Raw genomic sequence first — 21,596 nt, 5'->3', positions numbered from 1 at the left:
CAAATGCAAAAATGGGTCTTTTTTTTAATTCTCTTTCCATCGCTCATGATGAGCAGTTTTTTAGTATTTGCTCAGCATCAGCATAGAGTCACCGGTAAAATTGTGGATGCAGAAACCGGAGAACCTCTTCCTGCCGCACATGTGATCATCAAGGATACCTACAAGGGAACGATCTCAAATCAGGATGGGGAGTTCAGCCTCTTGGTCTCAGAACTTCCGGTGACGATCATGGTTCGTTTTATCGGGTTTGAAAGTCAGGAGCAAACGGTTACAGAAAACACCGGGCCCATAGATTTTTTATTGAAGCCATCCGTAGCTGAAATGGGGGAGATCGTAGTAACGGGCGAAGATCCGGCTATAGCAATTATGCGGGAGGTGATCCGGCGTAAGCAGCAATGGAGGGCTAACCTTGAGACGTATAAAGCAGAAGCCTACACCCGTCAGCAGCTTAGAAATGATACCACTATCATCTCCATTACCGAAAGTATTTCCGAAGCATATTGGGATAAAGAAAAAGGCTCGCGTGAGATCCTGAAATCAAAACGGCAAACCGCTAATATTGATGCTGCCGATAACTTTGCAGGGGTCAGTTATCTCCCGAATTTCTACGATGACAACCTGGATATCGCCGGCTTTGATGTGGTAGGGGTTACCCATCCGGATGCGTTGAAGTTTTATGACTTCAGCCTGGAAGACATTCAGTCGCTGGACGGACAGGTGGTGTACGAGCTAAAGGTTGATTCCAAGCGAAAGCTTCAGCCTCTTTTCGAGGGAACCATATTTGTATTGGGAGAGGAATATGCGGTACTTGAAATGGATTTAAAGCCGAATTCGGTGGTGCAGTTTCCTCCTCCTGTTCAGGATTTTGACCTTTCCTATAAGCAGCAGTTCAGTAATTTTGGAGGGGACTTCTGGCTGCCGGTAGATGTACGAATCGAAGGATTAGTGGAAGTAGGTCTGGTAGGACTTCGGTTTCCGCCCATTGGTTTTAAACAGGTTGCACGAATCAGCGATTATGAAGTAAATATCTCCCTTCCGGATACGATCTTTAAAAGCCGGGATCAGCTTATGGTAGATTCTACCACTATAAATTCCGGCGATTCTCTCTTTGTGAATGAAATTGAGATCATTCCCTTAGATACGGAAGAGGAAATCGCATATGAAACTGTGGATAGTACGGCTTCCCTCGAAAAAGCGTTTCGTCCGGAAGGTTTCCTTACTCGTTTTATTGATTGGGATGAAGAGGGAGATTCCGGCTCATCTCAGGGTGGCGGTTCGGCTAATTCATCCGGAGGCGGTTCGGGAAATGGTTTCTTTTCTAAGCTGACTCAAAACCTGACTCCTCAGGTAAAATTCAATCGGGTAGATGCGTTCTATGGCGGACTTAAGCATGAGCGCCGTTATGTGGATAACCGTTTGATGTCGAGGGTTTTTGCAGGGTACAGTACTGGATATGGGGAAGGGATGGAATCATTTTCATACGGAGCCCGGGTAGCCTGGTGGCCATTAAAAGAAAGCCGAAGGTTTGCTGTTTTTACGGAATACCGAGCAAAAAATGACACCCGGTATAATTCCGATATGTTCAATCCATACCTTACATCGGTTGTTTCCTTATTGGGCTATCCGGATTATTTTGACTATTTCCGGAACGAAGGAATTGAAGTTGGCGGTGCTTATATGCTGAGAGAACTTCCTGGGACTCTTCGGTTAAGCTATCTTTATGAAGATCACCAAAGCATATCCTATAAAACCGACTATGATATTTTAGGCAGGGATGAGGTTCAGCGCCCCAACAGCTATGTGGATGAAGGAAATTTAAGCGCCCTTCGTTTTACTTGGGAAGACGGTGAGAATAAAAAGGCCTTTGGAGCCGTGGGTGCCAATGATTTCCAATTTACGGTGGAGCAGTCTGCCACGTTCATGGGGAGCAGCTGGAACTACACACGGTTTAAAATAGATCTCTATCGCGAATTTCAGACATTCTACCAACGCCGTTTTTTCCCGAATACCTTGAATATGCGACTGAATGCCGGAACGTACCTGGGTGACCTTCCTATCCAAAAAAATGAAGTACTGGATGTGGCTCCCGGACTATTTACCCCTTTTGGGGCCTTCCGTGCCAAGCGGTTTATTCCGTACGAGGGTGCAAGCTATTTTGCTTTGAACGCCGAGCATAATTTTAAAAGTGTCCCCTTGGAAATGCTGGGCTGGCGAGATGCTTCCAAAACCGGTTTAAGTATCATTGCTTTTGGGGGGATTGGGAAAACCTGGGTGAAGCAAGCACAAATTGACGAATTCAACACCCGCTATGGTTTTGATCCCTCTATTACCGAAGATCTTCACATCGAAGCTGGACTTTCCCTAAGCAATATCTTCAACCTGTTCCGTGCTGATGTAGCCTTTCGTGTCGACAATCCCGGCTTTTATTTTGGGGTGAGCTTGGCGCGGTTGTTTTGAGTCAGCCCTTTAAAAAGGAGGTTCCGTTTTATACACGATTCCATCATTGGAAGAAGCGATGTAGAGCTTATTTGTTTCAGGGGAGAGCTCAAAATCAGAGAAATAACCAAAGCCAGTGGGAAGGGTACAGATGCGGGTAATATCACCTTGATCAGAAACCTGAACCAAGAGTTGTGGGTCCTCTTTATTCCTTCGTATGGTTAAAAAGTAAATTTCATTATCTATGACCTTGAATTCGCTGATGTAGTTAATAGCCGGAAGCCCACCGGGAGATTTCTTGGTAAGTTCTACTACTTTTTCAAAAAGGTCTTCGTTATAGGGAAACTCAAGTTTCTTTTTCCACATTAAATTACCTGAGGCATCATATTTATGAAGCTCACTGTACGGATTCAAGTATGCATAGATGTGATTTTCAGTAGATTGTAACTTAACCTGATTCTTATACAGATCAGGAATTTCTCCACTCTTTAATTGACTTATACTTTCCTGAAAATCTACTACTTCAAAGCTTTTTCCTTTAGGTTCACCAAACCATAAGGTAGAATCTTCTTCGATGTTTGTGATGGAAAGAAGAGCGTCTTCTTTTCCTCCGGTGCTTGTAACGATAATGCTGTCTGCTAAAAGGACAGCTTCAGAAAATATACCGTCTGATGCAAAAGGATAAGCATCAAGTAGATTACCTTCATGATCAAATTGAGAGATCATATGCAGATCTGAATCAATGACACTAATAACATCCGTTTCTATGATTTTATCGGGCCGAAGAAATTCACCAGGACCACGGCCTTCTCTCCCAAAAGTAGCGGTGAGTTCTCCTTCAGGGGAAACAATATTAATTCGCTTTTGGGCGAAGTCGGTGATGGCAATATTTCCGTTATGAAGCATGAGCAAAGTAACCGGCTGGGCAATGTCATGTGTTTCGAAATCGGTGAAGGTTTGGAGGGTGTCGATACTGACTCTCGAGATGGTTTCAGTGGAATTTTGATTCCTCTCATCTTCGGTTTTGCAGGCGTTCAGTAAACAAGAAGTTAGTAACAGAACAATTGAAACAGATCGAAATCTCATAAAGGTAGCTTTGTTTATTGAAAGAGGTTTAGTGATCTAATGTTGGTAAAACAGCTCGTTTTACAGTTGAAGAAAGGCAGTTAGTTAAGTACAGCATATTTGTTCTGGGTTGAATGTCGAAATCAAAACAAAATTCATGTCCTTCAGGAAAATGATAAATGGTTTCTATTCCTTGTCTTTCGTTCAGTTTTACTAAAACCTGTTTTCCACCGGGAGGTCTTCTCGTTAGAATATAGATATGATCTTGAATCACTTGAAATTCTGTAGCATAATCTAAAATAGCTACACTTTTTGTTGAGCTATACTTTTTAGCACTTTGAACTTTACTTTCAAAGATCTCCTTATTGTGGGGCAGATTAATATTCGAGTGCCAAAGTAAGTTTCCCTCCAGATCATACTTTTGCATTGCACTTAGGGCCTCGAAGAAGACATATAAGTACTTTCCATCTGATTGTAGTTTGGCTCTGTTCTTTTGTCGCTCTGGTGTATTTCCAGATGTCAGTTCGTAGTAACTATCTGCTAAGGTGCCCCGATCTTCCCATCTTACATTTGGTTTTCCAAATGTTTGTAAAGTATTATTGTTTAAACTTTGAAGTTTAAACAAATATCCTTCAATTCCTTCTCTGTTAACTACATACAAAGAATCATTGACCAGTGTGAAGTCCTTGTTCATTGCTTCGGAAGGGAGGTCATAAGTGGTTAAAAGATTCCCTTCATAATCGAAATGAGTAACCCGGTTGGCATGACTATCAAAAACAGCTAATTTATCTCCCAGATCATACATATGGCGAATGTTTAGGAAATCCCCAGGTCCCCTTCCTTGCCTTCCAAAAGTAGAAACGATCTTTCCATCGGGAGTTAACAAAGTGATTTCTTGTGTTCCGTAATCTGCAATAGCAATCAGATCATCAGCGGTAATTTCTATTTCGGTGGGGTTGGCTATATCATGACTTTCGAAATCTGCAAAAGTATAGAGAGAGTCAATATAAACCTCCTGCGTTTTGGTGATCTCTGACTTTTCTGTCTTTGTACACCCGAAAATTCCTGAAAGAAGGATGAGTAACGATACAGTTTTTATTGAAGCCATTATGATAGTGCTTGTAAATACTAATTAAGTAGTAATTACTATATAAATACTTGAAAGTCAAACAGGTAAGGGAAACAAAAAAAGCCTGTCTCTAAAAATAGAAACAGGCTTTTAAAAGTGCTCACGAGAGGAATCGAACCTCCACGGCCGTTAGGCCATACGCCCCTCAAGCGCACGCGTCTACCAGTTCCGCCACGTGAGCAAAAGTAGATTTGGGAAGGGCGACAAAGATAGCACTTTTACCTTCCAAAATTCAATTCGTTTAAATAAAAAAACCCATCCAAATTTATTGAATGGGTTCTTGCTGTGAATATCCGTTCAGATAGCTCACAGGCTTAGGCGAATTGCTCTTTTTCAATAATGAGACGAATGGCCCAAGCCAATAGTTCTATCGGGGTATTCGCTCCAACTCAGAGCGTAGGAGCGAGACAGGTAAGTCAGTAGAATAGTTTTGCCAATGATACTTCAGCGTTCAAAACTTTCGATGTTCCTTGTTGGATGTTCTATTCTTCTTCGAGTTGTCGTTGTGCATACTCGTTATCAGGATCGATCTTCAGTGCCTGCTCGTAATACGTACGTGCTTTGTCAGGCTGTCCGCCTTTGTTGATCATGTCGCCCATCAGGATCCAGTTTTCGGCATCCTTCGGGTCGTTTTTGATGCGCTGTATAAGATAGGGAATCGCTTCTTGACCGCGGTCGGTCATCAGCATCAGCATTACTTTATTTCGGTGAGCCGCTGAACTGTCGTTGATCTCAATCGCTTTGTCAAAATCCTTTTCCGCTTCATCCAGCTTCTCGAGCTGCATACGAACATTCCCGCGCAGATTGAAGTAAGCAGCATGCTCATCCGAAAGGGAAATCGCCTTCTCAATAGCTTTTTGGCTATGATCCCATTGATTCAGTTGCTGCATCACCAATGCTTCCAGGTACCAGGCCTCGTGTGAATCCGGAAATTCTTTTTGAAGTTCACGGGCTACATCAAGGGCATAGTCAATATCCTTTTCTTGCAGAAGTTCATATCCTTTGTTCAGTTTCTCTTCGAAGTTCATGAGTGATCTTTAGTTGTCTTTGTTAGAAAGGTCTTCGTATTCGGCTTCTTCAATTTCATCAAAATGCTTTTTGCGCCTGAAGCCGGAGCGAGATCCGCCTCTAAACGGATCAAATTGTTGCTGGCGCTTATTGGAAGGTAAGAACAATCGATTTATATATCGTACTAAAAAGAAAAATACGATGCTAAAAAATATAAACTTAAGCATGGTGCTTATGGGGCAATGTGAATGTGGGTATTGGTTCGAACCGGCTGATCGAATATTTGTTGTTCAATGTAATCAAGGTGCTCTTTATTATTCACAAAATCTATCTCTGTAGCATTCAGAATAATAAGCGGAGCCCGGTTGTAATGGTGGAAAAAGTGATTATAAGCATCATTCAATTCTTTAAGGTATTCCGGGGTAATATTTCGCTCATAATCACGTCCCCTATTTTCAATATTCTCCATCAGCCGCTCAACGGATGATTGAATGTAAATAATGAGATCGGGTTGAGCCGCAATACCGGTCATAATGCTAAAAATATTATCATACAAAGCCAGTTCATCCTGATCTAAATTGAGCCGTGCGAAAATGCGGTCTTTATCAAAAATATAATCCGAGATTGTAAGCTGATGAAAAAGATCCTGACTCATCATGTTTTGCTGCTGCTTAAAACGACTGGCTAAAAAAGCCAATTGCGTTTGAAAAGCATAGCGTTCCCGGTCTTCATAAAATTTGGGAAGAAAAGGGTTGTCTTCAAATTCTTCTAAAACGAGCCGTGCATTTTGACGTTCGGCTAAAAGAGAGGCGAGCGAAGTTTTACCCGCTCCAATTACACCTTCTATCGCAATAAAATCATATGGGTTTGGCATCAGCTACCAGTTCAGCATTGTTTGGTCAATATCTAGTTCCGGCGCATGCTCAATCATCTCATCGATCGGTTGAGCGGAAACAGGGTCTTTCCAATCAGGAAAAAGGTCCTTTAAAGGCAACAGAACAAATAAACGCCGGGAATATTCCTGATGAGGTATGATAAGGCTATCTGTTTCAATGACCAAGTCATCCCAGGCAATTATATCTAAGTCTAATGTGCGGGCGGTCCATTTCGGATAGCGCGAAGGTCGGCCTTGGGCCCGCTCCTGCTCTTTAAGTTTCTGAAAAAGTTGTTCCGGTTGATCGTTGGTTTGAATTACGGCAACGGCATTCAAAAAGTCTTGTTCGGAAGGGCCGACCGGCTCAGATCTGTAAATGGGAGATTTGATAATTCTTACGGAAGAAATCTCCTCTAAAAAAGTAGCTGCCGTTTGCAGCTGACGGTAAGGATCGTTCAAGTTTGAGCCGAGCGCAATAACTACCTCGGCCATGACATCCTTACTTCGGTGTACTCTGTTTCAGAATCCAGCGGGGGATTTAATTTCCGCACAGCAACGGTAAAATTGGGTTGACCCGGAAAGGCTTCTGTAATACCCGTTCCGATCTCAAAACACAAGTGCTCGATAAGATCTTTTGATGATCCGGTCATTATTTTCTGGGCGATTGCATGAACATTGGTGTAGTCGATGGCATCGGAGAGTGCATCTGATTTGCCGGCGCTGGAAAGATCTGCCTGAAAGATGACGTCTACCTCAAAATCATTCCCCTCTTTTTTTTCAAAATCGTGAACTCCGTGAAGTCCGCGAAATTTCATCCCTTTGATGGTGAGGGTATCCATGCGGTCAGAGGCTGGCTACTTCAATGCGCTGATGAAGTTCTTCAACCATTCGTTTGTGCTTAGGACTGGTAGAAATACGTTCCTCAACAGTAGAAATAGCATGAATCACCGTGGAGTGGTCGCGTCCGCCAAAATGAAGTCCAATAGTTTTCAAGCTGGATTTTGTAAACTTTTTGGAAAGAAACATGGCGATCTGCCGGGCTTCTACAATTTCCTGCTTACGGGTTTTCTCGCGCACTTTATTGGTGTCGATACCAAAGTAATCACAAACATAATTTTGGATCTGTTCAATGGAGATCTGTGTATTGGATTCTTTTACCATGTCTTTAAGGACACGCTTGGCCATCGCAAGATCGATATCATCAATATTCTGAAGCGACGCATGGGCCAATAATTTGATGATGGCTCCTTCCAGATCCCGAACATTCGATTTGAAGTTGTGTGCTATGAATTCAATGATTTGAGGATCGATCTCAATTCCATTGTCGTGGGCTTTTCGTTCCAGGATGGCATAGCGCGTTTCGTATTCCGGCATTTTAAGGTCGGCACTCAAACCCCAGCTGAAGCGGGAAATCAGGCGTTCTTCAATATCAGGGACATCTTTTGGTGCACGGTCACTGCTTAGGATGATCTGTTTTCCATCCTGGTGAAGGGCGTTGAAAATGTGGAAGAATTCTTCCTGAGTTTTCTCTTTACCGCTAAAGAACTGGATGTCATCTACCATTAATACATCAATATTGCGGTAGAACATGGAAAACTCACTGGCACGATTATTCCGGATGGCATGCACAAATTCATTAGTGAAGGCTTCAGAAGAAATATAAAGAACCGACTTTTCGTCTCCGTATTTTTCTTTGATCTTATTTCCGATGCTTTGCACCAAATGTGTTTTTCCTAAACCGGTAGGGCCGTACACAAAAAACGGATTGAAGGAGTTGCTTCCCGGATTATCTGCAATGGCCATGGCTGCAGACCTGGCTAATCGGTTGCAATCACCCTCTATAAAGCGTTCGAAGACATAGTTGTTGTTGAGATTGGAATCGATCTTGGTTTTTCGAATACCGGGTATTACAAATGGGTTTTCAATGCGCTCAGGGTGATACTCCGGAAAGCCATTAGACTCCTGAGGCTGAACAGGTCCCATGGGCCGTTGAGGCATACGAACAGAGCGGTTGTTTTCGAATTGGTCAGATTTTTCCATTACGATGGAATACTCCAGTTTGCCTTCCGGGCCCAGAACTTTTGCGAGCGTGGAACGCAACATATTATAGTAATGCTCTTCCAGCCATTCATACCAAAACTGACTGGGAACCTGAATGGTGAGCGTTCCGTCTTTTAGGGTTACCGGTTTAATGGGTTCGAACCAAGATTTATACTTTTGGTAGCTGATATTGTCTTTTATAATCTCAAGGCATTTATCCCATGCCGATTCAACCGATAGCTCGTGCAATTTTCCTAATCCCCCTTCAAGGTGTAGCTTAATGTTTCTTAGATCAAACCAAAGTCAGTTATCCACAGACCGCAAAAGTGTAGCTGACTTTGTACAGCTGAGAAAATGGTGATTTATCGGGCACTTGTCAAACGCAAGATTCACGATTACAGAAAAGTTATCCACATTTTAATTAAGCACGTAAGTCATTGCGCTGCAGTTGAATAAGAGTTTTTATAAAAAATCATCAAATAGCTCTTGACAGCCCTTAATATTGGCGTAACACGGAAATAACCTTTTTGTAATGGGGGGTAAATTAGCAGGAAATTTTTTTCCACAAGTTATCCACATTTCAATGTTAAGTAAATGTCCTTTAAAAAAAGAATGAATTTCAACCTGAATTTTTAGTTTTTTTACCCTTAAAAAAACGAGGCTTATCGCTATAGTCTTTTTTTATGAAACCGTTCCAATTACGGTTCAGAAAAAGCTCAAGCACTTCATCGGAATGATTCTCATGGATTTCTAAAAAAAGGGAGCCATCTTTTGTTAGTTTTTGGCTGCAAAGTTGTTCTATAGCCCGGTACATGTTATCGGTTGATTCACAGAATAATGCGAGCGCAGGTTCATAGTCTTTCACTTCTTTGTCTAAGGCAGACTCTTCCTCTCTCAGGATGTAAGGCGGGTTTGATATGACTAGATCAAAAGAGACGTCAGGAAAAGCAGTGTTTGTAAACAGGTCGTCCTGCTCAAAATATATTTCTACGTTGTTCAGCGCTGCATTCTCTTTGGCAATGTCAAGGGCTTCCGGAGAGATATCGGTAGCATAGACCTCCCAGTCTGGTCGCTCATTTTTCAAAGCAATGGGAATGCAGCCAGAGCCGGTACCTATATCCAATACGGTTAATTTTGAATCACTCGGATAGGATTTCAGGATCCAGTCGACCAGTTCCTCGGTTTCCTGCCTGGGAATTAGTACACCGGGTTTTACTTTTAAAGTAACACGGTGAAAATCCGTTTCGCCGGTAATATATTGGAGAGGTTCATGCCGGGCACGACGTTTGACCATTGGACGTATTATGTCCAATTCCTCTGAAGAAAGTGGGCGGTCGTATTCCAGGTACAAATCTAATCTCTTGATAGACAGTGCATCAGCAAGGAGCCATTCGATGCTAAAGCGTGGAGATTTTACGCCTCTTTCCTCAAAATATTCTGTGGCCCATTCAAGCATCCCAAGCACCGTCCAAACGGAAGGAACTTCAGGCATGAATTAATCTTCCTCTGCTGGGGCCGGAGGTTGCTCTTCCTGAAGGGTAAGGCCATGACGTTTAGAGAAGTCGAGAATGAAATCAATTACATTTGATTCTACATTTCGTTCTTCGGAAAGAGAACTGCCTCTAAAACCCATGCGTCCACCGGTTTTTTTGAGCACGATCTTGTTATGCTTTCCAAGGCTCTCCACAATACAGGTAAGTGTAACACTGGAGTTGATCTGTTTCTCGTATTCTTCGTAAACGGCTACATAAATGGTTTCTTTAGAGCCTTCAGGAGAATATTCATATAAAAATTTGGGCGGATGTTCTTTAAACATTTTAGAAGACATTCTGCGAAGCGTTGCAGTTGGCCCAAATACAAAATAAGTTGTATGTGAATTCATGCTTTATAGCTTGAATTAATTATTTTATAGCTTTGTTTAGTATCAAAATTTGTGCTGAAAATAAAAGGATATTGTATTAACACAATAAGATTTTATTGAATTTTTCGTTCCAATTATGATAAAAGCACTCAGAACCTCATTTAACACACTTTTTTGATGAAAAAACTTATCTTTTTTACACTTTTATTTGCTTTCACTGCCGGGGGTTTTAATGCTTATGCACAATTTGGGGAGCCTGAAGTGCTTGAAAAAGAAAAACCCAGAAACCTTTTTGATGAAGGATATCGTACTGGCTTTGGATTTAATTTCTCTCTGAATGATTTTGGTGTTGGTGCCGGAGGTCAATTTCGCTTTGGATTAAATCCATACACAGAGGCTATAGCAACGTTGAAAATTTCAGCCCTGAAAGACCCTACCGAACAGACTTTTATCGACTACTATTTCGGATTCAGAACGGTTCCGGAGAAATACAAACGAATCTTGTCGTTTCCTCTTTATGTAGGACTGAAGAAGCGTTTCTTTGCTGAGGACATTTCTGATAACTTCAGGGTTTATTCTTCACTCAGTGCAGGCCCGACATATGCGTTTTCTTATCCCTATTTCAATGACCTGAATGACAATGGTTTTAGAGAAAATGACCGGCTGATCTATGGATTTTCCGAACAGGTAAATGATGTTTTTACCGGATGGAAGCAAGCTGACAGTCACTGGGGTTTTGGAGGAGAGTTTGTGATAGGTATTGATTTCGGAGAAAAATTCAATAACCTCTCCAGTGTTCAGTTTGGATATACCATGAATTATTTCAGCAAAGGTATCCAGGTGCTTGAACCCTGTGCACCTGACCTGACACGCATCAACCAGGCACCCATAAATCCATGCGGGGTAGGATCGTCTGATGTGGTACAGGTTGGCGAAAACGCTTTTGCTCCACTCGAAAAAGCAAACGACCCACGCAAATATTTCGGATCAGCACAGATCTCCTTCATTTTTGGATGGATGTGGTAAGAAAAAGTTCCGGGATTCGTGTTGTGGGTTCCGGTTCAAGAAAGACTAAGCTTTTCCATTCTTTGTGATTTCGTTGAACCACTTTTCAGGTTCGCTAAGATCGTCAATAACAAGGTCGGGCCCGTGAGCTTCCAGTTCTTCCCTTTCATATTTGCCGGTGGTAACTGCAACGCATTTCATGCCGGCGCTTTTGGCGCATTCAATGTCTCTTGGAGTATCTCCTAAAATAAGAAAACGGGAAGCTGTCGGGGAGAAATTATATTTCTGCTCAACTTCCTGAAGGGCTAATCGGGGTAATTTGTTCCTATCCTTTTCAAATTCTCCAAATGCTCCAAAAGAAAAATCCCGATGAATGTTTGCGGCTTTTAGTTTGATGTGGGCTGCTTGCGGATAATTTCCGGTCAATAATCCACAGATGAAATTCCCGCTAAAAAAGTAATCCAATGCTTCATCAATATGTTTGTGGCGCTTTACTTGTTCTGTTTTAGTCAACAGTACATTCCCCAAATAATCAAGGTACCGGGTCTTGAATTCCTTGTACAAGCTCTCATCAAACTTATGATTCACCAAAAAAGAAGTGAAAATATCGTGATCGGTTCGCCCCGAAAAGGAATCGGTTTCCATATTCGGGTAGTTGATCCCAAGCTCATCAAGTATCCGGCGAAGATGGCTGCGGTTGTATTTGCTGTTTACGGTTAAAAGTGTTCCGTCGATATCAAAAAGAATGACCCAGGGGTGCTGTTGCTCTTGTTGCAAGATGAATAGAGTTTTTGAGTTGACAAATCTGAAGTTTCAGAAGTATTAATGAAATCTTCAAACAAGTTAACAAACTTCAAACGAAATGGCTTTAAGTACATGTTAAATCGTGGTACCTTTAGGCTCTTAATCACTTAACTAATCGGAGAAATGAGAATGAGTTTTATTGAAGATATTCACGCAAGGCAGGTTATTGACTCGCGCGGAAATCCCACAGTAGAAGTGGACGTAACTTTGGAAACGGGTACAATGGGCCGGGCAGCGGTTCCATCCGGAGCTTCAACCGGAGAGCATGAGGCTGTTGAATTACGTGACGGTGATAAAAATTATTATCTCGGTAAAAGCGTACTTAAAGCTGTTGAGAACGTGAATACGACCATTGCGGAAGAATTAAGAGGATTATCTGTCTTCAATCAGGTTGATCTTGATGACCTGTTGATTGAACTGGACGGAACTCCTAATAAAGCCAAATTGGGTGCTAATGCAATTCTGGGTGTTTCAATGGCCGTTGCCAAGGCTGCCGCTGAAGAGCTGGGCATGCCGCTTTGGAGATATGTTGGAGGTGTGAATGCGAAAGTAATGCCGCTTCCAATGATGAACATCATCAATGGTGGCTCTCATGCCGATAACAGCGTGGATCTTCAGGAATTTATGATCATGCCGGCAGGGGCAGATTCATTCAGTAAAGCACTTCAAATTGGGGCAGAAGTTTTTCATAATCTGAAAAAAGTACTTTCTGATAAAGGATACAGTACAGCCGTAGGCGATGAGGGTGGGTTTGCTCCAAACCTGAAGTCCAATGAAGAAGCAGTTGAAGTTATTTTGAAAGCCATCGAAAAAGCAGGTTATACGCCTGAAGAAGATGTGTTGATCGCATTAGATCCTGCTGCGTCAGAATTCTACAATACCGAGTCAGGTTTGTATGAATTTAAGTGGAGTGATGGCTCCAGGAAAGACACCGATGCCATGGTGGAATTCTGGAGCAACTGGGTAGAAAAATATCCGATCATATCTATTGAAGATGGCTTGGCTGAAGACGACTGGGATGCCTGGAAAAAACTAACCGGTGCCATTGGCGATAAAGTACAGTTGGTAGGAGACGACTTGTTTGTGACCAATACCGAGCGTTTAGCTACCGGAATTGAGCTTGGTATTGCCAATTCCATCCTCATTAAAGTGAATCAGATCGGAACGATCACTGAAACCCTGGATGCTATCGAAATGGCGCACAAAAATGGGTATACCGCAGTGATCTCTCACCGTTCAGGTGAAACCGAGGATGTGACCATTACAGACCTGGCTGTGGCTACCAATGCCGGACAGATCAAAACCGGTTCCATGAGCCGAACGGATCGTATTGCTAAATACAATCAATTGATTCGTATTGAAGAACAACTGGGAGATTCTGCGCTCTTCCTGGGCCGCGATGCTTTTGGACTCTAAGTATGAGCTCAATTTCATATTAAGTTTCAAAAAGCCTCTGAATTTTCAGGGGCTTTTTTTTATTGGGATTTACTTTTGCTGGTTAAGGTTTTGGAGTGAGTTCATTCGCTTCGACGCAGAGCGTGCGTAACGAGGAGTTATATTTAGGGGTTGTAAAAACATCGCTGATCGTTTTTAGCGAGAGTAGAATAAAAATCATTCTCTCAACCCTGGTGACATACGCTCTGCGTTGTCACCTAACCCGGAATGAAAGGCGATTTTATAGGCTTCCAAAAACTTTCTGAAATTATTTTGTAAGGAATTGGTTTGGGAACGCTCTAACTCTACACATAGTAGCTTTTTTCAGAGCCGGTTTTTAAGGGGAGCCGGCTCTTTTTTATGAAATGAATCTGCTTAAAAGTCACAGAATGTGTACCATGTAACGTATGCGAAATACCCACACCGAACTACTTAACTTTCGAAACCATATTGAGACCAAGATAGACTGGGCGCCTCATTTAAATGTGATCACCGGGCCAAATGGTTCCGGGAAAACAAGCCTGATAGATGCGATTCATTACTTGTGCATGTCCCGGAGTTTTATTTCCAACAGCGATATGTATGTGGTGAATCAGGATGAAAGTTATTTCATGATAAAAGGCCATTTTGAGGGACAGATTCGTTCTGAATTTGATGTTTCATGTTCCTATTCGCGTGGAGACGGAAAGAAGATCTTTGTCAACGATTCTCCTCTCGACCGGCTTTCGGACCTTATCGGAATGGTTCCGGTGGTTACGCTTACCCCAGACGACAAAAAACTGACACTGGAGGGCCCCGCCGAACGCCGAAGTTTTATTGATTCTTTTATCAGTCAAATTTCTCCGGCATATCTTCGGGACCTGATTGAATATCGTAAAGTACGGAAGCAGAGAAATGCACTGTTGCAGGAATTCAGGGGACCAACCTCTGTTTTAGAAGCATACCTCGAGCCGTGGAATGTGCAGTTGGTTGAGGCAGGTTCCCGGATCATTGCAAAGCGATATGAAGTATTGGAGAAGTTAAAATTCTATTTGGAAAAGGATTATGCCATGATCTCGGGAATGGATCTCACCACGAACCTTGAATATCAGACTTTTTGTGAGCCTTCAGGTAATGAAAAAGAGATCGAGCAGGTATATTACGAAGAACTTGAAAAAGTTCAGGCAAAAGAAATTGAGCGTGAGATAACCACAGTTGGCCCGCACCGGGATGAGGTTGTGTTTTATCTTGATGATTTTGAGCTTCGAAAATATGGGTCACAAGGTCAGCATCGCCTGTTTGCCCTTTCATTGAAAATGGCCCAGTTGCATTATTATTCCGATGAACTGGACGACCTGCCGATCCTGATGCTGGATGATGTGTTTGGAGATTTGGATCTGCACAAAACAGAGATTTTACTGGAAGCACTTCAACAACATAAAGGTCAAATATTCATAACTTCCGCCAACCCGGTTCCTTTCGAGGATTATGTAGAATTTGATGGCAGCGACAATCGTTTTTACCGGGTCGAAAAAGGCCATGTCACAGAAATAGAAAAATGAGATTTGATACCCCAAAATCACTGAGTTCAGTTTTAGAGGAATTCATTGAAAAATTTCCTCAAAAGCGAAAGTTAAAGCAGGGAATGATCTTGTCTGCTTTTGAGGAAGTAGTGGGCAAACGGATGGCTTCGGAAGTAGAGGATCTGCATTTTGAAGGAACAAAATTGGCCATGAAAGTAAAACATCCTTCGTGGCGGGCTGAAATTCACGCCAACAGATTCAGTATAGCAAAGCGCCTGAACGATAAAGTAAAAGGCGATGTAATTTCTGATATCATTGTGCGCATTTAGTTGATTAACCAGAATCCTGCATCTATATTCGCCCATGGCTGAGATCAAAGAACATGAAATTATAACACGCATAAAAAATTTTGTCCGGCCCGGAACCAAACCCGGAGCGGATGAAGATGACGCACGTTTTCTGCGCCGCGAAAAGATCATCGTTTTTATAGGCGCTTATATTATGGCCATATCGTTGTGGTTTATCGTTAACCTCGGCGGAAGCTTCAACCTTACTTTAAACGTTCCTGTTGAACCCGGAAATATTCCGGAGGATATGGCGCTTACCGAAGACCTCCCTGAATTTGTGCAGGTCAGCATATCGGGAGATGGCTGGCAATTGCTCAATCTTTATAATGATCCGCCCACGGTTGTGATCAATATTGAAGAATCTGAGGTGAATATGTTCGATCAGGTAAGACAGCGGTTAAGTTATTTGCAGGAAGTTGATATCGCGAAAGTTCAGCCGCTTATCCTTTCGGTAAACCTGGAACCGAAGATCTCAAAAAAAGTACCCGTTAAGATCAATACTAACCTGCAGTTTCAGAACCGATATGGACTGGTAGGCGAACCCAGCTACAGTCCGGATAGCATTACTGTGACGGGAGCTGAATCCAAGATCGCAGGTATAGAACAGTGGGAAGTAAAAGACACGCTGCGTTTATCAGATATAAGAAACGATATCAGTACTACTCTTGAACTGGAAGGATCGGAGGGAGTTATAGAACTGTCAGAACAGCAGATCCGTTTTGAAGCCAATGTTTCGGAGTTTACGGAAGGCGAGACCACGGTTTACATCAGAACAAGAGGATTGCCACGCGGACAAAACGTGAATTACAACCCATCTTCAGTTACCATTAAATTTGATGTTCCCATCGAGCAATATGCCAATGTTGAGAAAATTCAACCTTATGATGTCTATGTTCCTTACTCCAAGATCGTGGAAGATGAAACAGGATTTGTAACACCGGATATTGAGCTGATTGCCAATGAGTATGAGCTGAAGCTTCGCAGCTTTCAACCCAAAGCCGTGGCTTATTTCACGGTGCTTAATTGATGTGATTTCGATACAAAATCTTGTCAAAGATCCATCTGAGGGATATCCCGTCTGATAGATTTATTTGAAAATGTGGACGCCTTAGTTCATCAAACGTACTTGAAGCCCTGTGGCTGCACCAAGATCCCAAAAAGAAATTAGGTGGTATTGGCTAATCAAAAATTCAGCACAAGTCCGATAGATGGCAGCACTTCTCCACTGTCGGTTGCATTTACCCGTACCAAACTTCTTGGGGTGACGATTTCTCCGTTTTCATTTCTATCTAAACCATACCGTGGTTCGGAAGGATTAGATTGTGCCAACACATTTTGGATTTCCAGGTACACATCCAGGCTCAGGTTTTCAAAATTAAATTTTTTATCAATGCGAATATCCAGTTGGCTTAAGGGATCAAGACGAACTGATCCCAATTCTTCATAATCAAAAAATACAGCCGGATAATTTTCGAGCGTTTTGTCTTGGTCTACCGGCGGGTAAGGAGCTTTTCCAAGGAACCGATAGCGGGAACTTACTTCCCAGTTATCACCGAATTTATACCCGCCAAGTAATGAGATCAATACGCCATTATCCCAAACAGCCGGTTTGTAGTCGTTCCCAAAAAGATTGGTGAATTCACTTTTATAGAACGTAAAAGCAGCTACTCCATAAAACTTTCCGGTAAATTTTTGTTGATAGAGCAATTCTAAACCGTAGGTTCTGCCATTTCCGGAACTCACGATCGGCTCGCTCCCGAAAACCTCAAACCCGCCGCCTTTGTTAGCTAATGAAACACTATCGGTTTTAGAAATGGGGTAATCATCATACCACTTGTAAAAACCTTCGGCAGATATTCGGGCGCGATCGTTTAACAAATATTCGATGCCGGCTACGGCATGATCGCTTTGAATATATGCGGAAGCTGAATTGGGAAAATCTCCCGAGCTGTTCTGAAAACCAAGTGTTGTATAGGGTAATATCTTGTAATACCGCCCCAAAGAGGCGTTAAAAGTCCATTTTTGATTTTCAGTTAAAGCGTAGGAGAAGGAAGCCCGAGGACTCAAAGTTCGGTAGATCTCGTTACCGCTGTCCGTAAAGGTATTTCCATCTGCCCGGAGTCCGAAAGAGATACCGATGCGGTCATTATAAAAATTCGCCGAAGATTGAGCAAAGATCCCATATCGGAAAAAATTCAAGTCGGTATCAAAATTTCGGTTGTTTACGAGATCTTCCGTTGAATTTGAATAATCTGCATTGATCAGATTCATGCCTCCGGAAAGAGTCCAATTTCCAAGGAATTTTGTGGCGTGATAACGCAGATGCGTTTCGGTTTCGCGGGATTCATTTTTGAAGAATAGCCCGGTTTCATTCACATTATCATCGTAGCGGTAAAAAGAATTCCCAAGCGTGTTATTACTGAGAACCGTTTCCATAAATCCGGAATTATCATTGAACTGACGGCGCCAGCCAATACCCACTGTGTTACTGTTTTGACGGATCACGGGAATCTGATTTTGAATGGCTTCCTGTTCGGGATCAAATTCGTCTAGATCATTGATAGCAAGATCGTCTATGGAACCCACTCCGGTTATATAAATGCGATTATTATCGTCGATCCGGTGATTTACTTTATACTGATAATCCCAGTAATCCGGCAAAAAAGGCAAGCCGATTACCTGGAACAAAAGCTGAAGATAGGAGCGACGAACAGAAGCGATATAAGTGGTATTGGATTCCTCATTATTTCCTTTAAAAAGCGGCCCTTCCACCGTTAAAGCAGCTTCGCTGGAGCTTACTCTCAAATTTCCTGTAAATTCCCGGTCGTTTCCGTTTCGCTGATTGAATTGGAGCACACCGGAAAGTACATTCTCATATTCTGCGTCAAAAGAGCTGGCGGTGAGAGATACGCCCTCAAAAAAGGAAACATTGAGCAAGCCAACGGGGCCACCTGCACTCCCCTGGGTTGAAAAGTGATTGATGTTTGGGATCGGTATGCCATCCAGATAGTAGACATTCTCATTAGGAGCTCCGCCGCGGATGATCACATCATTCCTGAACCCGCCTACCGATCCGGAAACCCCCGGTAGCGATTGTACCACTTTTGCGATGTCGTTATTTCCACCGGGATATGCAGCGATTTCCTCCTGGCTGAATTTTTGAATGGAAAGCGGCGTAACCTCTTCTTTGGCAAACGGGTTTGGGGTGATGTTGATCTCGTCCAACTCGCTAATTTGCTCCTGAAGTTCAAAATTTAGATCAATATTCCCTTCGGAACGAACAACCACGTTGAATTTGGTTTGCTCTACAAATCCTATAAAAGAAGCTTTCACGTTATAGGTTTTTGTAGGAATGTTGTTAATGACGTAACGGCCTTCACTATTTGTAGCAGCACCAAGATTCGTCCCTTCGAGAATGACAGTAGCACCGATCAGCGGCTCGCCTGTCTTGGCGTCCGTTACTTTTCCGGTAATGGTTCCGGTTGATTGCGCGAAAATGGAAGATTGAATTCCTAACAATAAAAAAGAGATGAATAGCCAATGAAGCTTCATGATCCGGAATTGGATTTTAATTTTGTTTATTCAGCAGAGAACAACAGTAATAGGTTGGAAAGGCGTTCCAAGGCAATGGGTTATAAGAAGAAAAAATTTTCAAAAACTCGGAACTCCCGAACTTAAAGTTCCGTTAATTCGGCAATCATTGAGATCATGAAAAAAACACCTAAAAATATCGCCACAGTTTCAGGAGCAATTTTATTGTTCTTGGCTTTTTCTGTGATGCATGAATTTGATTGGCTCATTCCGCCCTCTCCGGTTCAAACCGTTGCGTCAACTACTTCGGTGCCTGTACCGGATGCTATAGAAGAACATGGCAGTGAAGACGAGATTGAGCACGATGATTCTGAACCTGTCTTTTTACCACCTACAATGAATGTGAAGAATTCCTGCATGATCTCCCGGAACCTATATGTTCCGTCAGTAGCTACGCCACCGCCCGACATGATCTAAGCCCGCCTGTAATTCATGTCATCTTTGTAAGAAATAAGTCTGTGGAATAAGTACGTCTTGTTGAGACCGAATTACATCCTAAAGCTAATCTTCTATCGAAAAAAGGTAAGGGCACATGACCTTTTGATGGCATTAATCTAACCAAATTAATCTTAGATCATGTAAACAAATGAAAGCAATTAAAAATTTATTCACCTTAGTTTTTTCTGTAGCAATCTTTACCGCATGCGTGGCACAAGATGCACAACAAAATAAAACGGATCTATCCTCTGATGTTATTACTCAGGATGATCAAGCAGCACTAACTCCCCAAGCAATCATTCAGGGATTAAAAGAAGGTAATGAGCGATATGTAAATAACAATCTTACTCCTCGGGATTATCAGGCACAGGTAAAGGCCACGGCCAAAGGACAGTATCCTGAAGCGATCATCATTTCCTGTGTGGATAGTCGCGTTCCTGTTGAGAATGTCTTCGACAAAGGTGTCGGAGATATTTTTGTAGCCCGGGTAGCCGGCAATTTTGTGAACGAAGATATCCTCGGTAGTTCTGAGTTTGCAACGGCTGTAGCGGGCTCAAAAGTAGTAGTGATTATGGGCCACGAAGCTTGCGGTGCTGTAAAAGCAGCGATCGATGGTGTTGAAATGGGGAACATCACGGCCATGCTCGATAAAATTGAGCCGGCAATCGAGATGACAGCCGGTTACCAGGGCGATCGTTCAACTGCAAATAATGACTATGTAACCGAAGTGGTTAATAACAACGTGGTCAATACAATTGCAGAAATGCGTAAAAACAGCCCGATCATCGCTGAATTAGAGCGTAACGGAGAAGTTGTGATTGCGGGTGCTTTCTACGATTTAGACACCGGAAAGGTGACTTTCCTGGAGTGAGAGTTAAAAATGAAAAAGGCTAAGTAAGTAGCAAAAAATAAAAAGGGGGAGTCTGAGGCTCCCTCTTTTTTTATCCAAACAATCCTTTGATGCTCCCTCCATCGTGACTTATGGTTTGTCCTGTTACATAACCGGCATGGGGCGAAAGTAACCAAGCTGAGAGTGAGGCGATCTCCTCTGCTTTGCCCATTCTGCCCACAGGAATATTCTCTTCCATTTTTTTCTTTGTTTCCTCAAAGCTGATTTTGAGCGAAGCTTTGTTCTTTTCGATCACCCTTTCAATGGCTGGAGTTTCATGTGAACCGGGGGCAAGTACGTTTACCGTTACTCCGGATTTGGCAACTTCCAGTGCCAGCGATTTTGCAAAGCCAACTACACCGGCCCGAAAGCTATTGCTTAGTGAGAGTGAAGGCAGCGGCTGCTTCACCGACTGACTTTCGATAAATAACATCCTGCCATACGCTTTATCTCTGAAATAGGGAGCCAAACGTATTGCAAGGTCCACTTTCCAGCGCATCACCAATTTCCAGGCTGCATCCCAGTCATCCATATTTGTTTCGAGAGGCGTTCCCGTTGGAGGCCCTCCGGCATTAAAAACAATTCCATGCGTTTCTTTGGCTAGAACTGATTCTTCGATTTTGTCCAGCGTTTCACCGTAGATTAGGCTTCCTTCAATGATCTCGGTTTTATTTTCGAAATGGGAAAATTTATCCCGAAGCAGATCTCCGCGCCTTGCCACTAAAACAACATGAGCGCCTTCCTGTAAAAGCTGCCGGGCAATAGCTTCCCCAAAACCGCTTGAAGCTCCGCATACTACAAATCGCTGATCGGTAAGTTTTAAATCCATAGTGCTTAAATGTTTGAATTTTTAGCAAAGTAGAATGGAGGGCAGTCCATTTCAACCATCATTTCGCAACGCTCGCAGGACCTTCGGACGCTGCGAGGTTGCTTGCGGAATTAAGTAAAGATGTAGAACCTGCGAGCGTCCTCAAGACCTCGCAGCGTTCGGGCCAAGGCCTCAGAATTTAAAATCATCTTCCCCAAAATAACCTTTACACTCTCGATGTGCTACAACAAAGTTTTTTATTCCTCCAAATTTTTTAAAAACAAGATCAGGAGAAACGATAGCTGGTGAATTGTCTAAAATTTTAGAGTAGAAAGAAAACTTATAATCAGTATAGTTACTTGTAA

Annotated in this window: 21 protein-coding genes and 1 tRNA gene; 8 read left to right on the top strand and 14 right to left on the bottom strand. The window is 42.6% G+C overall.

The annotated features are described in order from the left end of the window. The first annotated feature begins 45 nt into the window (after positions 1-45). Positions 46-2,457: a DUF5686 and carboxypeptidase-like regulatory domain-containing protein gene (locus tag B151_RS0114175; RefSeq protein ID WP_020404313.1), complete on the top strand. Its 2,412-nt coding sequence runs from the start codon at positions 46-48 to the stop codon at positions 2,455-2,457. A gap of 9 nt (positions 2,458-2,466) precedes the next feature. Here B151_RS0114175 and B151_RS0114170 read toward each other — a convergent pair whose 3' ends face one another. The 11 genes from B151_RS0114170 to B151_RS0114120 form a co-directional block, all read right to left on the bottom strand. Then, positions 2,467-3,522 (bottom strand): 6-bladed beta-propeller, encoded by a 1,056-nt coding sequence (locus B151_RS0114170; RefSeq protein ID WP_020404312.1) that lies wholly within the window; start codon positions 3,520-3,522, stop codon positions 2,467-2,469. Between the two features lie 28 nt (positions 3,523-3,550). After that, positions 3,551-4,609, bottom strand: a complete 1,059-nt coding sequence (locus B151_RS0114165; RefSeq protein ID WP_020404311.1) for a 6-bladed beta-propeller — start codon at positions 4,607-4,609, stop codon at positions 3,551-3,553. 118 nt (positions 4,610-4,727) lie between these two features. Beyond that, positions 4,728-4,811 (bottom strand) — tRNA-Leu (locus B151_RS0114160). Positions 4,812-5,112: 301 nt separating this feature from the next. Continuing rightward, complete coding sequence (locus tag B151_RS0114155; RefSeq protein ID WP_020404310.1) at positions 5,113-5,658, bottom strand: tetratricopeptide repeat protein; 546 nt, start codon at positions 5,656-5,658, stop codon at positions 5,113-5,115. Between the two features lie 9 nt (positions 5,659-5,667). Continuing rightward, the gene (locus B151_RS0114150) at positions 5,668-5,865 is read right to left on the bottom strand and encodes a hypothetical protein (RefSeq protein ID WP_020404309.1); all 198 of its coding nucleotides are present in this window, start codon (positions 5,863-5,865) and stop codon (positions 5,668-5,670) included. Between the two features lie 5 nt (positions 5,866-5,870). Beyond that, the gene (locus tag B151_RS0114145) at positions 5,871-6,512 is read right to left on the bottom strand and encodes a deoxynucleoside kinase (RefSeq protein WP_020404308.1); all 642 of its coding nucleotides are present in this window, start codon (positions 6,510-6,512) and stop codon (positions 5,871-5,873) included. Between the two features lie 3 nt (positions 6,513-6,515). Next, positions 6,516-7,004, bottom strand: a complete 489-nt coding sequence (folK, locus tag B151_RS18875) for a 2-amino-4-hydroxy-6-hydroxymethyldihydropteridine diphosphokinase (protein WP_020404307.1) — start codon at positions 7,002-7,004, stop codon at positions 6,516-6,518. Continuing rightward, positions 6,992-7,351, bottom strand: a complete 360-nt coding sequence (gene folB, locus B151_RS19695; protein WP_020404306.1) for a dihydroneopterin aldolase — start codon at positions 7,349-7,351, stop codon at positions 6,992-6,994. Before folB ends, folK begins: the two co-directional genes overlap by 13 nt. 4 nt (positions 7,352-7,355) lie before the next feature. Then, positions 7,356-8,801, bottom strand: coding sequence for a chromosomal replication initiator protein DnaA (gene dnaA / locus B151_RS0114130; RefSeq protein WP_020404305.1), 1,446 nt, complete (start codon positions 8,799-8,801; stop codon positions 7,356-7,358). Positions 8,802-9,171: 370 nt separating this feature from the next. After that, positions 9,172-10,044 carry a peptide chain release factor N(5)-glutamine methyltransferase gene (prmC, locus tag B151_RS0114125; protein ID WP_020404304.1) on the bottom strand — a complete coding sequence of 291 codons (873 nt, stop codon included), beginning with the start codon at positions 10,042-10,044 and terminating at the stop codon, positions 9,172-9,174. A gap of 3 nt (positions 10,045-10,047) precedes the next feature. Continuing rightward, a complete protein-coding gene (locus B151_RS0114120) occupies positions 10,048-10,434 on the bottom strand; it encodes a hypothetical protein (protein ID WP_020404303.1) in 387 nt (128 codons plus the stop codon). Between the two features lie 156 nt (positions 10,435-10,590). Between B151_RS0114120 and B151_RS0114115 the strand changes: the two genes are divergently transcribed. After that, positions 10,591-11,439, top strand: coding sequence for a hypothetical protein (locus tag B151_RS0114115; protein WP_020404302.1), 849 nt, complete (start codon positions 10,591-10,593; stop codon positions 11,437-11,439). Between the two features lie 45 nt (positions 11,440-11,484). Here the strand turns inward: B151_RS0114115 and B151_RS0114110 are convergent, their stop codons facing one another. Further along, the gene (locus tag B151_RS0114110; RefSeq protein ID WP_020404301.1) at positions 11,485-12,195 is read right to left on the bottom strand and encodes an HAD family hydrolase; all 711 of its coding nucleotides are present in this window, start codon (positions 12,193-12,195) and stop codon (positions 11,485-11,487) included. Between the two features lie 156 nt (positions 12,196-12,351). Here B151_RS0114110 and eno point away from each other — a divergent pair, with 156 nt between their 5' ends. From eno to B151_RS0114090, 4 genes are all read left to right on the top strand, one after another. Beyond that, positions 12,352-13,638: a phosphopyruvate hydratase gene (gene eno, locus B151_RS0114105; RefSeq protein ID WP_020404300.1), complete on the top strand. Its 1,287-nt coding sequence runs from the start codon at positions 12,352-12,354 to the stop codon at positions 13,636-13,638. A gap of 425 nt (positions 13,639-14,063) precedes the next feature. Then, positions 14,064-15,197: a DNA replication/repair protein RecF gene (recF, locus tag B151_RS0114100; RefSeq protein ID WP_020404299.1), complete on the top strand. Its 1,134-nt coding sequence runs from the start codon at positions 14,064-14,066 to the stop codon at positions 15,195-15,197. After that, positions 15,194-15,487 carry a DciA family protein gene (locus B151_RS0114095; RefSeq protein ID WP_020404298.1) on the top strand — a complete coding sequence of 98 codons (294 nt, stop codon included), beginning with the start codon at positions 15,194-15,196 and terminating at the stop codon, positions 15,485-15,487. Before recF ends, B151_RS0114095 begins: the two co-directional genes overlap by 4 nt. 34 nt (positions 15,488-15,521) lie before the next feature. After that, positions 15,522-16,532, top strand: coding sequence for a CdaR family protein (locus B151_RS0114090; protein ID WP_020404297.1), 1,011 nt, complete (start codon positions 15,522-15,524; stop codon positions 16,530-16,532). A 155-nt stretch (positions 16,533-16,687) separates the two neighbouring features. Here the strand turns inward: B151_RS0114090 and B151_RS0114085 are convergent, their stop codons facing one another. Then, positions 16,688-19,057 carry a TonB-dependent receptor gene (locus B151_RS0114085; RefSeq protein WP_020404296.1) on the bottom strand — a complete coding sequence of 790 codons (2,370 nt, stop codon included), beginning with the start codon at positions 19,055-19,057 and terminating at the stop codon, positions 16,688-16,690. A gap of 156 nt (positions 19,058-19,213) precedes the next feature. On the opposite strand from B151_RS0114085, the gene B151_RS0114075 reads away from it, so the two are divergent. Together B151_RS0114075 and B151_RS0114070 are read left to right on the top strand one after the other, a co-directional pair. Further along, positions 19,214-19,513 (top strand): hypothetical protein, encoded by a 300-nt coding sequence (locus B151_RS0114075; protein ID WP_020404294.1) that lies wholly within the window; start codon positions 19,214-19,216, stop codon positions 19,511-19,513. A 169-nt stretch (positions 19,514-19,682) separates the two neighbouring features. Continuing rightward, complete coding sequence (locus B151_RS0114070) at positions 19,683-20,405, top strand: carbonic anhydrase family protein (RefSeq protein ID WP_020404293.1); 723 nt, start codon at positions 19,683-19,685, stop codon at positions 20,403-20,405. A gap of 70 nt (positions 20,406-20,475) precedes the next feature. Here B151_RS0114070 and B151_RS0114065 read toward each other — a convergent pair whose 3' ends face one another. Continuing rightward, complete coding sequence (locus B151_RS0114065) at positions 20,476-21,252, bottom strand: SDR family oxidoreductase (protein ID WP_020404292.1); 777 nt, start codon at positions 21,250-21,252, stop codon at positions 20,476-20,478. Positions 21,253-21,596 lie beyond the last annotated feature (344 nt).

Origin of the sequence: Gracilimonas tropica DSM 19535, assembly GCF_000375425.1 — a bacterium.
GTDB classification, from domain to species: Bacteria; Bacteroidota; Rhodothermia; order Balneolales; family Balneolaceae; genus Gracilimonas; species Gracilimonas tropica.
The sequence above is the reverse complement of the archived record's forward strand: the minus strand, read 5'-3'. Positions and strand labels throughout refer to the sequence as shown.

What these genes read in the sequence shown, in the direction of transcription:
- eno (WP_020404300.1), top strand. Translation starts at nt 12,352, where the DNA reads ATGAGTTTTATTGAAGATATTCACGCAAGGCAGGTTATTGACTCGCGC.
- B151_RS0114170 (WP_020404312.1), bottom strand. Translation starts at nt 3,522, where the DNA reads ATGAGATTTCGATCTGTTTCAATTGTTCTGTTACTAACTTCTTGTTTA.
- B151_RS0114175 (WP_020404313.1), top strand. Translation starts at nt 46, where the DNA reads ATGATGAGCAGTTTTTTAGTATTTGCTCAGCATCAGCATAGAGTCACC.
- B151_RS0114075 (WP_020404294.1), top strand. Translation starts at nt 19,214, where the DNA reads ATGAAAAAAACACCTAAAAATATCGCCACAGTTTCAGGAGCAATTTTA.
- prmC (WP_020404304.1), bottom strand. Translation starts at nt 10,044, where the DNA reads ATGCCTGAAGTTCCTTCCGTTTGGACGGTGCTTGGGATGCTTGAATGG.
- folK (WP_020404307.1), bottom strand. Translation starts at nt 7,004, where the DNA reads ATGGCCGAGGTAGTTATTGCGCTCGGCTCAAACTTGAACGATCCTTAC.
- B151_RS0114115 (WP_020404302.1), top strand. Translation starts at nt 10,591, where the DNA reads ATGAAAAAACTTATCTTTTTTACACTTTTATTTGCTTTCACTGCCGGG.
- B151_RS0114145 (WP_020404308.1), bottom strand. Translation starts at nt 6,512, where the DNA reads ATGCCAAACCCATATGATTTTATTGCGATAGAAGGTGTAATTGGAGCG.
- B151_RS0114070 (WP_020404293.1), top strand. Translation starts at nt 19,683, where the DNA reads ATGAAAGCAATTAAAAATTTATTCACCTTAGTTTTTTCTGTAGCAATC.
- B151_RS0114090 (WP_020404297.1), top strand. Translation starts at nt 15,522, where the DNA reads ATGGCTGAGATCAAAGAACATGAAATTATAACACGCATAAAAAATTTT.
- B151_RS0114120 (WP_020404303.1), bottom strand. Translation starts at nt 10,434, where the DNA reads ATGAATTCACATACAACTTATTTTGTATTTGGGCCAACTGCAACGCTT.
- B151_RS0114095 (WP_020404298.1), top strand. Translation starts at nt 15,194, where the DNA reads ATGAGATTTGATACCCCAAAATCACTGAGTTCAGTTTTAGAGGAATTC.
- B151_RS0114165 (WP_020404311.1), bottom strand. Translation starts at nt 4,609, where the DNA reads ATGGCTTCAATAAAAACTGTATCGTTACTCATCCTTCTTTCAGGAATT.
- B151_RS0114085 (WP_020404296.1), bottom strand. Translation starts at nt 19,057, where the DNA reads ATGAAGCTTCATTGGCTATTCATCTCTTTTTTATTGTTAGGAATTCAA.
- recF (WP_020404299.1), top strand. Translation starts at nt 14,064, where the DNA reads ATGCGAAATACCCACACCGAACTACTTAACTTTCGAAACCATATTGAG.
- B151_RS0114150 (WP_020404309.1), bottom strand. Translation starts at nt 5,865, where the DNA reads ATGCTTAAGTTTATATTTTTTAGCATCGTATTTTTCTTTTTAGTACGA.
- B151_RS0114065 (WP_020404292.1), bottom strand. Translation starts at nt 21,252, where the DNA reads ATGGATTTAAAACTTACCGATCAGCGATTTGTAGTATGCGGAGCTTCA.
- folB (WP_020404306.1), bottom strand. Translation starts at nt 7,351, where the DNA reads ATGGATACCCTCACCATCAAAGGGATGAAATTTCGCGGACTTCACGGA.
- B151_RS0114155 (WP_020404310.1), bottom strand. Translation starts at nt 5,658, where the DNA reads ATGAACTTCGAAGAGAAACTGAACAAAGGATATGAACTTCTGCAAGAA.